The organism is Limnohabitans sp. Rim11, assembly GCF_001269365.1.
Taxonomy (GTDB): Bacteria; Pseudomonadota; Gammaproteobacteria; order Burkholderiales; family Burkholderiaceae_C; genus Limnohabitans_A.
Genome location: NZ_CXOM01000001.1, coordinates 580,124 through 592,794 on the forward strand (window position 1 = coordinate 580,124; position 12,671 = coordinate 592,794).

Annotated in this window: 13 protein-coding genes; 2 read left to right on the top strand and 11 right to left on the bottom strand. The window is 51.3% G+C overall.

Annotated elements, in window-relative coordinates; translation table 11 throughout:
- The first annotated feature begins 1 nt into the window (after window position 1).
- The gene (locus AMM03_RS14360) at window positions 2–1,633 is read left to right on the top strand and encodes an oxygen-dependent tRNA uridine(34) hydroxylase TrhO (protein ID WP_090128921.1); all 1,632 of its coding nucleotides are present in this window, start codon (window positions 2–4) and stop codon (window positions 1,631–1,633) included.
- Here the strand turns inward: AMM03_RS14360 and AMM03_RS02820 are convergent.
- The 10 genes from AMM03_RS02820 to AMM03_RS02865 are packed head-to-tail and all read right to left on the bottom strand — an operon-like array spanning window position 1,585 to window position 10,391.
- Window positions 1,585–2,535, bottom strand: a complete 951-nt coding sequence (locus AMM03_RS02820; RefSeq protein WP_090128922.1) for an alpha/beta fold hydrolase — start codon at window positions 2,533–2,535, stop codon at window positions 1,585–1,587. The genes AMM03_RS14360 and AMM03_RS02820 overlap by 49 nt on opposite strands.
- Before the next feature lie 23 nt (window positions 2,536–2,558).
- The gene (locus AMM03_RS02825; RefSeq protein ID WP_090128923.1) at window positions 2,559–4,037 is read right to left on the bottom strand and encodes a flavin-containing monooxygenase; all 1,479 of its coding nucleotides are present in this window, start codon (window positions 4,035–4,037) and stop codon (window positions 2,559–2,561) included.
- A gap of 2 nt (window positions 4,038–4,039) precedes the next feature.
- Window positions 4,040–4,747, bottom strand: a complete 708-nt coding sequence (locus tag AMM03_RS02830) for a VOC family protein (protein ID WP_090128924.1) — start codon at window positions 4,745–4,747, stop codon at window positions 4,040–4,042.
- Window positions 4,747–5,787 carry an L-idonate 5-dehydrogenase gene (locus AMM03_RS02835; protein WP_090128925.1) on the bottom strand — a complete coding sequence of 347 codons (1,041 nt, stop codon included), beginning with the start codon at window positions 5,785–5,787 and terminating at the stop codon, window positions 4,747–4,749. The genes AMM03_RS02830 and AMM03_RS02835 overlap by 1 nt, the downstream gene beginning before the upstream one ends.
- Window positions 5,788–5,821: 34 nt before the next feature.
- Window positions 5,822–6,592, bottom strand: coding sequence for a glucose 1-dehydrogenase (locus tag AMM03_RS02840; RefSeq protein ID WP_090128926.1), 771 nt, complete (start codon window positions 6,590–6,592; stop codon window positions 5,822–5,824).
- Between the two features lie 13 nt (window positions 6,593–6,605).
- On the bottom strand, window positions 6,606–7,886 hold the full coding sequence (locus AMM03_RS02845) for a TRAP transporter large permease subunit (protein ID WP_090128927.1): 1,281 nt from the start codon (window positions 7,884–7,886) through the stop codon (window positions 6,606–6,608).
- Window positions 7,883–8,422 (bottom strand): TRAP transporter small permease, encoded by a 540-nt coding sequence (locus AMM03_RS02850; protein WP_090128928.1) that lies wholly within the window; start codon window positions 8,420–8,422, stop codon window positions 7,883–7,885. The genes AMM03_RS02845 and AMM03_RS02850 overlap by 4 nt, the downstream gene beginning before the upstream one ends.
- Window positions 8,423–8,475: 53 nt before the next feature.
- Window positions 8,476–9,450, bottom strand: coding sequence for a TRAP transporter substrate-binding protein (locus tag AMM03_RS02855; protein WP_090128929.1), 975 nt, complete (start codon window positions 9,448–9,450; stop codon window positions 8,476–8,478).
- 37 nt (window positions 9,451–9,487) lie between these two features.
- Complete coding sequence (locus AMM03_RS02860) at window positions 9,488–9,826, bottom strand: putative antibiotic biosynthesis monooxygenase (protein ID WP_090128930.1); 339 nt, start codon at window positions 9,824–9,826, stop codon at window positions 9,488–9,490.
- Between the two features lie 22 nt (window positions 9,827–9,848).
- Entirely contained in the window at window positions 9,849–10,391 is a 543-nt protein-coding gene (locus tag AMM03_RS02865) for a gluconokinase (RefSeq protein ID WP_090128931.1), read from the bottom strand.
- A gap of 187 nt (window positions 10,392–10,578) precedes the next feature.
- Here AMM03_RS02865 and AMM03_RS02870 point away from each other — a divergent pair, with 187 nt between their 5' ends.
- Window positions 10,579–11,658, top strand: coding sequence for an HTH-type transcriptional regulator GntR (locus AMM03_RS02870; protein WP_090128932.1), 1,080 nt, complete (start codon window positions 10,579–10,581; stop codon window positions 11,656–11,658).
- A gap of 23 nt (window positions 11,659–11,681) precedes the next feature.
- On the opposite strand, the gene AMM03_RS02875 is transcribed toward AMM03_RS02870, so the two are convergent.
- Window positions 11,682–12,659 (bottom strand): 2-hydroxyacid dehydrogenase, encoded by a 978-nt coding sequence (locus tag AMM03_RS02875; protein WP_090128933.1) that lies wholly within the window; start codon window positions 12,657–12,659, stop codon window positions 11,682–11,684.
- Window positions 12,660–12,671: the final 12 nt, after the last annotated feature.

The following is a 12,671-nucleotide window of genomic DNA, read 5'->3' on the forward strand; positions in this document are numbered from 1 at the left end:
CATGACAACCGTGGCGACCGATGCCGTTTATTTAACAGCGGCGTTTTATAAATTTGTTGACCTCCCAGACTTTGCAGAGCGCAGGCCTGGCTTGCTGGCGTTTTGTGAAGCGCACCACGTCAAAGGTTTGATTTTGTTGGCCCGCGAAGGCATCAACAGCACCATTGCCGGTGCACCTGAGGATGTGCATGCCGTATTGGCCTATCTCAGATCCGATCCTAAGCTTGTAGATTTAGAGCACAAGGAATCCTTTTCAAATAAGGCACCTTTTCACCGCATGAAGGTCAGGCTCAAAAAAGAGATTGTGACTTTGGGGGTTGAAGGCATTAGCCCCACCAAGCGAGTAGGGCAGTACGTGAAGCCAGAAGATTGGAACGACTTAATTTCTTCGCCCGACGTGGTGGTGATTGATACGCGCAACGACTATGAAGTTGAAATTGGCACCTTCAAAGGCGCCGTCGATCCCAATATTCAGAGCTTCTCGCAGCTTACAGAGTGGGTGCAAAAAGCCAAGGTTTTAGAAGAAAAGAACGGTCAGAAACCCAGGGTGGCGATGTTTTGCACAGGCGGCATTCGCTGTGAAAAATCAACCTCCCTCATGCTGGAACATGGCTTTGAGGATGTTTATCATTTACAAGGCGGCATCCTCAAATATTTAGAAGTGGTGCCGCCGCAAAACAGCCTTTGGGAAGGTGAGTGTTTTGTTTTTGACGAGCGCGTCTCTGTGGGGCATGGTTTAAAGCCTGGACCGCATGAGCTTTGCCGTTGCTGCCGCGAGCCGTTGCCTAATGGCGCGAAGATTTCACCCTTGTTTGAATTGGGCGTCAGTTGTCCGAGGTGTCATGCGCACACAAGCGATGTGCAAAAAAACAGTGCACGCGAGCGTCAGCGACAATGGGAAATTGCCAAAGCCAAACAAATCAATCACATTGGAACGCCGCAACGTCAACAAAAAATAGCCAATCTTCTGCCCATGGACGCCCCCATTTTGTATTCCTTTAGACGCTGCCCCTACGCCATGCGCGCGCGTTTGGCTTTGTTGGCCAGCGGCATTCGATGCGAGATTCGCGAAATAGCCTTGTCGCAAAAGCCAGAAAGTATGTTGGCGGCTTCGCCCAAGGGAACGGTCCCTGTCATGTTGGTTAACGGACGGGTGCTGGAAGAAAGTCTGGACATCATGCGTTGGGCCCTGAGCCAAAACGATCCTGCGCATTGGCAAACACAGGACTCAGAGGGTCATGAAGACGCGCTCCAATTGGTCAAGGTGTGTGATCAAGAATTCAAGCTCAATTTAGATCGTTACAAATACCCCAATCGCTATGACTTGAGCGATGGCATGACGCACAGAGAGCAGGGTGCAGACTATTTAAAGCAATTGGAAAAACGTTTGTCACAAACTGCCAATTTGATGGGCGCTAATTGGACCTGGGTAGATGCCGCCATTGCACCATTTGTCAGGCAATTTGCCAGAACAGATCGCGCGTGGTTTGACGCACAAGCCTGGCCAGCCTTAAAGCTGTGGTTAGAAAAATTTGAGCAATCACCCGAATTTGAAACCGTGATGCACAAGTACAAAGTTTGGCATCAAGATGCCAAACCTGTGGCTTTTCCTGCAACGGTCTCTACAAACTGAAGGCTTTGTTCGATTTGTGTCACAGGCAGCATGTGACCGCCACTGACCAGGGTCAATTGCAAACCTTGAATGCGATCCGTCATGTCCTCGCCATTTTGCTTGCAACTCAATATGCGGTCTTCACGGCCAAATAAAACACTGGTGGGTGTGGTCATGCCTGCGTAGCCTTCTTCAATGCTAGGCATGCTGGATTTGGCCTGTTGCAAATCATTCGAGGCAGTGATGAATGTCTTGGGCTTGAGCGCCAAAATGCCGCCACCGCGTATGGCGAAATCAGCAGGTGCTTTCTCAGGGCCAAAAATCACTTTGAGGCTGGCATTCATTCGGTAAATAGTGCCAGGTACAGCCAGCGTCCAGCCCAACAGTCTCCTCACCACAGGTGAGGCAATGTCGAGTGGTTTAAACACAGGTGCTGTCTCATCGGGCAGATGGGTGAGGGGGGCAATCAAGGCCAGTGCTTTGACTTTTTGCGGGTGCCTTTGCGCCATGGCCAATGAAATAGCACCGCCCAAAGAATGCCCCACAAAGACGGCCGATTCTATGGCCAGATGGTCTAACAAAAGCGCCAAGGTATCGGCTTGCGCTTCGAGGCTTGAATCAGCATGGCCAGCCCGCTCTGAGTAGCCGCATCCCGGGCGATCGACACATATGACACGGTAGTTTTTGGCCAAGGGCGAAGCCAGGCCATAGGTGAAGTTGTGAAGGTTGCCTGCCAAGCCATGAACCATGACGATGACAGGACCTTGTCCTTGATCGACGTAGTGAAGTTTGGTGGTGCCCAATTGTGCAAAGGTGCCAGAAGGTGGCAAATATTGCGCTGCTTTTTTGTTGGAAAAAGTGGCAAACAAGACCAAGCCCAAGGTGCTCATCCCCAGTAAAAACAAAATCCATAAAGCAAGCATGCGATAGCCCCGAAAAAATTAACTCAGCTGAACTTCATGACGCCATCGTTCAGGCGGCCATATCTAATCAGCATGATGTCTTTGAAGTAATTTTGATTCACTTGCCATGGGGCCTGCACGCCTTGTTTAGGCAATACATTTTTGGCACGTTGCACATAACCCGAAGTGAATGACAAGTAGTCTTGCTCTGCCATGTTGGGATCTCGTACTGGTACAGCTTTTTGATGGCCATGTTTTCGCATGTAGTTCAACAGGCGGCACGTGTAGGTGGCTGTCAGGTCGGCCTTCAAGGTCCACGAGGCATTGGTGTAGCCAAATGTCATGATGGCGTTGGGCAAGTCTGACAGCCACATGCCGCGGTAAGCCATGGCTTGCGATGCATTGAAAACTTTGCCGTCCACTTCAATGTGAATATCGCCCAAAATGTTCAAGGAGAGGCCTGTGGCAGACACAATGATGTCGGCTTCTAGCGTCTTGCCACTGCTTAACTCAATACCCCGTTCAGTGAAATTTTGAATGGTGTCGGTCACCACACTGGCATTGCCTTTTCGAATTTGTTTGAACAAATCGCCATCGGGCACCAGGCACAGGCGCTGATCCCATGGTTTGTAGCTGGGTGAAAAGTGTTGCGCCTTTTCATCGGACCTTAATTGCTTGGCGGCCAATTTCACCAAATAGTTCTTCACAAACTGAGGCTGACTTCTGGCCAGCTGATACGACAGCATGCCTAAGCAGACGTTCTTGAAGCGGGTGACTTGATACGCCAATTGTTGAGGTAAGAATTTTTGAAACCACAAAGAAACGGCATCAGAGCCTGGCCGAGACACAACGTAGGTGGGCGTGCGTTGAAGCATGGTGACATGCGACGCTGTCTTGGCCATTTCGGGTACCAATGTGACGGCTGTGGCACCACTGCCAATGACCACCACTTGTTTGTCGGCGTAATTGAGTTGTTTGGGCCAAAACTGCGGATGAACCCACTGACCCTTGAAGTTGGACTGCCCTGGAAAATCTGGCTGGTGACCTTTTTGGTAGCTGTAATAGCCGCAGCACAAATACAGAAACTTGGCTTTCACCACAACAGGTTCAGAACTGCCTTTGCTGGTCGCCGTAATGGTCCAATGCGAATGCTCGCTTGACCATGAAGCATGCGTCACTTGACGGCCATGTCGGATGTACTGGGTGATGCCATTTTCATCCGCAGTTTCTTGAATGTAGTTGCGGATGGTGCTGCCATCTGCAATGGATTTGTGATCGAGCCAGGGCTTGAATGCATAACCCAAGGTGTACATGTCGGAGTCTGAGCGGATGCCTGGATAACGAAATAAATCCCAGGTACCGCCAATGGCATCTCTTGATTCGAAAATGCGCCAAGTGGCAAAGGGGCAATGCATTTGCAAATGTTTGGCTGCTCCTATGCCCGATAAACCCGCACCCACAATGAGCACATCCAAAATTTCGGACGCGTTGTCGCCTGAGTTGGTTTGCGACTTGTTGGGCATGATCAAATGCCTAAACTCTCTAAAGTGACCAAGCCTTTGGGCGTCTGAAGTGTGGCAATCAGGTTGGCTGGGCCTTCCGTGATCTCAATGTGATCGAGTCCGATCGACTCATACGCCAGTTTGATTTTTGATGCACTTGGGTGCGACACCATGAGGCTTTTGAGCGAAACCTTGGACCTTGGCAAGTGATTGCGAGGATGCAATTGCATGGGGTCAGTAGCTTCTGGTTTGCCCCACTGAATCAGGGTTGGCAATGTGCCGTTGAACAATCTGTCGCCATCAGGTCTGACCGTAATTTGCCATTGCAACAAGCCCTTAGGTGTTTTGCGACTGGCATGAATGATGGGGCCACGATCGATGCCTTGGGCTTTCCAGGCATGCCGCGCATCTTGGATGCTGCTGGTGTTGGTTACAAAATGAATGAGCCTTGGAGAATTTTTTAATTCTGCTTGCAGTTCTTTGTTATCTAAGTCGAACCAACGCGTTGGTGGCGGTTTTTTTTCAATCACTGCTTCGGGGTTGATGGCAATAATTTCTAGATAAGCCACAGGAAAACCGGGCGTGGCTATTTTTAAAAGACGGTTGTGTGTTCCGTACTTTTCATGTTCACCGCCCGCAGCTGGGGTCACACCTAAAACAGACTGGCACCATTCAACGCCTTGTTGCAAGCTGTGAGCCGCAATTACCAAGTGGTCAATTTGGCTTTTCATCAAGCTGCTTCAAAGTCGATTTGAACTTTCAAGGATTGCGATTTGTCGCAGGCCAACTCAAACGCTTCGACCGCTTTGTCCATGGGCAACACACTGGTAATCACGGGCTTGCCATTGATCAGACCAGAGTTGAGGAATTGCACGGCATTGGCAAACTCAGCGTGGAAGCGGAAGGTACCACGCAGATCGACTTCTTTGGCCACCAGTTGAGTCATGGGGATGCTCATGTCGCCCCCCATGCCCACAGAGACCAAGATGCCGCGCGGCATGATGACATCCAACCCAGCTCGCAAAGCGGGTTCGCTGCCGGAGGCTTCAAAGACAGCTTCAAACTGGCCCTTGTCGACTTTGTATTTGTCGAGCAACTCGGGCTGAGTCTTGAGATTGATGGTTTCGTCAGCGCCCATTTCCTTGGCGCATTTGAGCGGCAGGTCGGCAATGTCGGCTGCCACAATGCGAGCGGCACCGGCGCGGCGCAAGCCGCCAATGAGCAGGGCGCCAATAGGGCCACAGCCTGTCACGAACACTTGTTTGCCCAACACGCCGCCAGCACGTTGAATGGCATGCAAGCCCACAGACAAAGGTTCTGCCAACGCAGCCTCTGACAGGCTGAGGTGTTGGCCAATGGGGTGTGCCTGGTAGCCTTCAATGATGAGCTGTTCGGCAAATGCGCCTTGAATGTGGGGAAAGGGCATGGCGCTGCCAAAGAAGCGCATGTTCAAGCAATGGTTTTGCTGACCCAGTTGGCAGAAGCGGCAAGCTCCGCAAGGACGAGAAGGGGAGATGGCAATGCGTTGCCCCACAGCCAGATGCTTGACATTGGCGCCCAAGCCGTCGACCACGCCGGAAATTTCGTGACCCAAGGCCATGGGCTGTTTGATGCGCACCGTGCCAAAGCCACCGTGCTGGTAGTAGTGCAAATCGGAACCGCAGATCCCGCCAAAGGCGACTTTGACGCGGACTTGATCCGGCCCCATGGCTGGCAATTCGGTGTTTTCGATTCTTAAATCTTTGGCAGAGTGGCAAATCAGAGCGCGCATAAGTGAGCCTTTCTGGGAAACTTTGTTTCAATGCTTAGAGTGTAGCCGTGACGCCGCCATCCACATACAGGATATGGCCATTGACAAACTTGGACGCATCGCTGGCCAAAAATACCGCGGCGCCGCCTAAATCTTCAACATCGCCCCAGCGTCTGCTGGGCGTGCGGCCGACTAACCAAGATGAAAACTGAGGGTCATCCACCAATTTTTGGTTGAGTTCGGTTTTGAAATAGCCGGGGCCAATGCCGTTGACTTGAATGCCAAATTGGCCCCAATCGATGGCCATGCCTTTGGTGAACATTTTGACCGCGCCTTTGGAGGCTGTGTAAGGCGCAATGCCAGGACGGCCCAATTCGCTTTGAACGGAACAAATGTTGATGATCTTGCCGCGGCCGCGAGGAATCATTTGTTGGGCCACTGTTTTGCCAACGAAATAAACGCTGTCCAAATTGGTTCGCATGAGCGTGTGCCAATCTTCGTCCTTGTATTCATGCAAGGGACCTCGAATTTGCATGCCGGCGTTGTTGATCAAAATATCAATCGCACCCACTTGGGTTTCAATTTGCTGAACCGCTTCTGAAACCGATTTGGCGTTGGTCACATCAAACACGGACTCACTGACCGTTAAGCCTTCGTCTTTCAGAGTTTGGGCTGCCGCAGAAACTTTTTGCGCATTGCGGCCATTGATGACGACATGGGCGCCTGCTTGACCCAAAGCGCGCGCTAAGGCAAAGCCGATACCTGCAGAAGAGCCCGTAATCAGGGCTAATTTGCCATTCAATTGAAAGGAGCTGAGAACTGTCATTGTTTAACTCGACTTAACTAGATAACCATTTAAGAGGACCCATCACCAAGATGGGGAAGGCGATGAGGAGACCCATGACCACCACTTGAGAGATCAAGAAGGGCATGACGCCGCGAATCACTTCATGCATGGGAATACGGCCGACCCCGCAAACCACATTGAGAACCGTACCCACCGGCGGCGTGAGCAAACCAATGGCATTGTTAATGATGAACAACACGCCAAAGTAAACCGGATTGATGCCTGCTTCACGCACCAAGGGCATTAACACAGGCGTCAAAATTAGCACGGTGGGCGCAAAGTCAAGGGCAGTGCCGACGACGAGAACCACCAGCATCAACATGATCATCAAGAGCGTGGGATTGTCGATGAAGGGGCGCAGCATCTCAACTACTTGGGCTGGAATGTTGGCGATGGTGATCAACCAAGCGGAAACCAATGCCGCTGCAACCAAGAACATCACAACAGAAGATGTTTTGGCGGCTGCCAAAATGATGCCGTACAAATCCTTCACTTTGATTTCACGGTAGACAAAGAGGCCAACGAACAAGGCATACACCACAGCCACCACTGCGGCTTCTGTGGGCGTGAAGATGCCCATTTTCATGCCGCCTATGATGGTGAAGGCCAAAAGGTAGCACCAGAAAGCATCGACTGTGACGCGTATTTTTTCCTTCATGGGCACACGTGGTGACACTTTGACGTCGTCTTTTCTGGCTACGATCCACCAAGTAATCAGCAAAGCCAGGCCCATCAAAATGCCTGGAAAAATGCCAGCCATGAACAGTTTGGAAATAGACACACCGCCAATCACGCCAAACAAAATGAAGCCGATGGAGGGCGGAATAACCGGGGCAATGATGCCGCCTGCTGCAATCAGGCCTGCCGAACGGTCCATGCGATAACCCGCATCGCGCATCATGGGCATGAGCACCGCAGCCAAAGCGGCGGTATCTGCCACGGCAGAGCCAGACAAGCTGGCCATGATGATGGCTGCAAACACAGCCACATAGCCAAGGCCGCCTTTAAAGTGCCCCACCCACACCATGGCTGAATTGACGATGCGTCGGCTCATACCACCTGCATTCATCAATTCGCCGGCCAGCATGAAAAAAGGGACGGCCATCAATGGGAAGTTGTCTGCCCCATTGATTAAATTTTGTGACACGATTTGAGTGTCAAAGTTGTCCAAGTGCAGCATGAGTGCCACACCAGATACGATCAGTGAGAAGGCCAGGGGCATGCCCAAAGCCATGGCCGCCAACAAAGAGCCGATGAAAACTAAGACGGTCATTTGGCGCTCTCTTGCAAATGCGGTTTGGCGTCTTCTTCAGAGTCTGTGACTTGAATGAGATCGGCTTCGTTGAATTCACCTTTGGCCAGTCGGACCAATTTGCCAATGATCATGAGGCCCATGGCAATGCTGGTGACATAGCCCACACCGTAAACCCAGCTCATGGGGAGTTCAGTGACGCCTGATCGGGTGGTGGCGTTAATGCCGTGCTGTTTCAAAGTGCCGTAGAACATGAGGACGCAGCACCCGAGCATCAATAAATTAGAAATGCCAAATGCAATTTTTTTGCCGTTCAAACTGAGTTTGCGCACGACAGAATCAAGACCCAAATGCGCATTGTCACGCATGGTGACAATGGCGCCTAAAAACGTAATCCAGATGAACAAAAATCGTGACAACTCTTCCGAGCTGATGATGCCGTCGTTAAAGCCATATCGCAAAACGACGTTGCCAAAAACCATGATGACCATGGCTGACAACATGATCACCAAGGTGAACTCAGCGATACGGAAAAATAAGTCGTTGATTTTTTTCATAGAACACACATTAAAAAGCCCTCTTCAAGTGAAGAGGGCTTTTGGATCACACATTACTTCGTGTTTTCGATGGCTTGCAACAAAGCAGGGCCGTTCTTTTCACCAAAAGTTTTGGCAATTTCAGCAGACACAATTTTCTGGAAAGGTGCCATGTCGACATTCTCGATCACTTGCATGCCAGACTTCTTCAAGTCGGCTACAACTTTGCCAGCGTTGGCTGCGTTCAAACTGCGTTGGTACTTGGCAGCTTCACGCGCAGCTTCCACCACAATGGTTTGGTAGTTGGCAGGCAATGAGTCAAACTTGCCTTTGTTCATGGCAACAACCAAAGGTGAGTAAACGTGGTTACTCACGGTCAAGTGCTTTTGAACTTCATAAAACTTAGAAGACCAGGTCACGTTGATGGGGTGCTCTTGTGCATCAAAGGTGCCAGTTTCCAAGGCGGTGTACAGCTCGGCGATAGGCATGGGTGATGGGTTCATTCCCAACAGTTTGAAGGCTTGAATGTGATAGGGGTTGGGCGTAGAGCGAATCTTCAAGCCCTTCAAATCTTCAGGCTTGTTCACAGGGCGCTTGTTGTTGGTGAATGCGCGCCAGCCGTTTTCCCAGTAGGCCAAGCCCTTCATGCCGTGGGGTGCCAACTCGTTCAACACGCCAGTGCCCACAGCGCCGTCAAGCACTGTGTAGGCGTGCTGCGCGCTACGGAACACAAAAGGCAATTCCATGGCGGCTGTGTTGGGCACAATGCCGTTGAAGTTAGAAGCACCGCTAGAAACGATGTCAATCGTGCCACCGCGCACGCCATTGATCATGGCGGCATCGTTGCCCAATTGGTTGGCTGGGAAGATGGTGATTTCAACTTCACCGTTGGTGCGTTGTTTGACCAACTCGGCCAATTTCATGGCGGCTGCGTGTTGGCCGTCGGTGGTGTTGACCGCGTGGCCCATTTTGAGGTTGAACTTGGCAGCAAATGCGGCCGAGCCCATGCTAGCGATCAGGCAAGCAACGAGAATGCGAGAAATTTTCATGATGAGTCTCCTGTGGTTTTAACGTGGGTGAAAAAAATCAATCGGTGGGCAGTGCATATTCGTCAGCACTGAACACGGTATGGAACACGGTGCCATCAAACATGGCGATGAGGTCTTTAGAAACTTCGCGGCTCTTCATTCGAACTTCAGAGGCCAAGGCAATTTCAATGGATTCGCGTGTGGGGTAACGCACTGATAAAACCATGCCAAAGTGTGGATCGGCTACATCGCTTTCAACCTGACGCAACACCCGAACTTCTTGGGCGCCGGGAAAGCGTGTCCACAATGGCACAAGCTCTTTGCGGATGTAGTCGTTGAAGGCTTGTTCTTTGCCAGGTTTGACATTGCCTTGAAAAAATGCGCATCGAATGAACATGGAAATCCTATGGTTGGGTAAATCAGGTGAGGGCCTCAGAGGCTTGCGCTCTCAAGGCATGGAGTGCTTGTTCAGCAATTTGAGCAAGCGGTTGATCGATTGACAGCGTGATGACATCGGTCTCGTCGGTGGTGGGCTTTTCCAAAGTTTGCAGTTGGCTGTCTAGCAGGCCTGGTTGCATGTAATGCCCCACGCGCTGTTGCATCCGTTGGCGAATAAGCTCGGGTGGACCTTCTAAAAAAACAAAGACAACAGGTCCAGCCTGTTGGCGAATGCGATCACGGTATATCTTTTTAAGGGCTGAGCAGGCAACGATGCCGCCCGGGCCGTTTTCAGTCTCTGAACTTTTGAGGTAGCTTGCAATTCGATCCAGCCAGGGCCAACGGTCTTCATCTTGGAGGGCAATTCCCGCGCTCATCTTGGCCACACTTTCTGGTAAGTGCAATTCATCCCCGTCTTTCATGCGCAAATGAAGGGCTTCACTGAGGCTTTGTGACAAGCTTGACTTGCCGCAGCCTGAGACGCCCATCACAATGATTCGCAAAGCTTGATCTACGGATGACATGGGATAAAGAGTGGGGGAGAAGTGGCTTTGGATAGCGCTGTCCTGATGTTCAAAAAAAGAGAAAACATGAAGTTTTCAATTTTTCATTAGGGAAATCGAGCGCTAAACAATCAATCAGTTTCAGGTTAAATTCTTTGGATAGCGCTATCCTAACGAGATTGATTTCGTTTTTTCTACGGACAAACCCTTGAAAACTGCTTCGAGCCTTTCCAGAAACCACCGTTCCACAGGTCGAGTGACCTTGAGCGATGTGGCCAAGGCTGCGGGTGTCAGTTCCAGCACGGTGTCTCGTGCCCTAAGAGGTGAGAGAGCGGTTGACCCGGACCTGGTCGCTCGTGTGTTGTCAGTGTCAGACAAGCTGGGATATGTGCCCGACCCTGCCGCGCGGGCATTGGCCTCACAGCGCAGCAACCACGTCACCATTTTGATTCCCTTGCTGTCAAACACCTTGTTTGTGGACTTGTTAGAGGCGGCACAAAGAACCTTGCGATCGGCGGGCTTTCAGACCCTGATGGGCGTTACGCATTACAACAGCAGCGAGGAAGAGCAACTGATGCGCGAGCAATTGCTGCACAGGCCAGCAGGCATGTTGATCACTGGTTTGGACCACAGTGCCAGCACCCAAAAATTGATGGCTCGCAGCAATGTCCCTTGTGTTCACTTGATGGACTTGCCTGAAAACTCTGAATCAAATGCAGCCCAAATTGCCTCGGCCAATGAACCACTCTTGAACCCTTACTGCGTGGGTTTTAGGCAAACTGATGCGGGTGAGGCTATGGCCCACCATTTGATTGCCAAAGGCAAAAAACGCATAGTGTTTGCTGCAGCGCAGCTCGATCCTCGCGTCATGCAACGCTTGAATGGATGGCGCAAAGCTTTGAAATCCAAGCAACTCTACGACCCAACGTTGGAGTGGCTGAACCCTGCACCGTCTTCGTTGGCTTTGGGTGGCTTGATGTTCGAGCAAATCATGAAGCAAAGTCCCGCTGTCGATGCCATCTTTTTTTGCAACGACGATTTGGCGCAAGGCGCTCTGTTGGCCGCGATGCGTTTGGGCATCTCAGTGCCCCAGCAAGTGGCGATTGCCGGCTTCAATGATTTGACCGGAAGCGATCAAATGTGGCCGCCGTTGACCACGGTTCGAACACCCCGAGCCAAAGTGGGTGAGGCCGCGGCGCACATGTTGCTACAGTTAATTCAAGGCGATGAACCGAGCCAGCCGCAACTCGATCTGGGCTTTGACATTGTTGCAAGGCAAAGCACTTAGGCCTTGTCCTTTCAATTTGTTCTTTATGTCAGAACATTCAGCAAGCCTTGGCCAGCACACAAACGGTTGATGTTTTCGGCAATGCTTTGTTTGCGACGCTGAACCGTGCCCTCGGTCCATCCAGACATATGGGGAGTCATGAGCACGTTGCTTAGGCTGGCAAAATCAAATTGCGAGGGTGCGCATTGGGGCTTTTCTGCATTGGGGTACTGATACCAAGTGTCAATGATGGCGCCCCCAATAGATTTTTGTTGCAGTGCTTCAAACAAAGCATGCTCGTCAATCACAGCGCCTCTCCCTACATTGAGAATGAGGGCGTCAGGGTGCATGCAGGCTAAAGCCTTGGCATCGACCAGCCCTCTGGTGGTGTCTGTTAAAGGCAATGTCACCACCACCGCATCGCAAGCGGCCATGAACGCAGGCAAGTCTGCCAGCTTAAAACTTTGATCAACGTCTGGGCTGTGGACAGGACTTCGGTTGGCGACAACTACGCGCATTCCAAATGCTTTGGCACGTTGCGCCAATGTTTTGGCGATGTGCCCAAAGCCCATTAACCCCAAGGTTTGCGATCCTAATTCTGTGCGCAGAGCGCCGGGACTGCCCGCAAAAAAGCGCCACTCACCTTGTCGGAGCGCTTGATCGGCTGCTTGCAGGGGAACATGGCGCGCTAAGAGCGCGGCCATGACATATTCGGCAATGGCGTTTTCATGGCCAAAGCAATTGGCCAACAGCGCCTGCGGAGGCAGACAAGCCCGATCAATGCCATCGGTACCTGCTGCAGGTGCTTGTAGCAATTGCAATTTGTGGGGGCGGGGCATGTCCCGACTTAACTGAACACCCACGAGAACATCGGCAGTCTCAAAATGTTCGGTCTCACCCGCCTGAAGAAGCGCTTGTGAAACCGAAACAATTTGATGGGTATGGTGTAGAAGACTTTCGATGCCTGTTCTAAAGTTGGCAGCATTCTCGCCATGAAAAACAATTTTCAAACTGGATTGCATACTGCCTTTGGA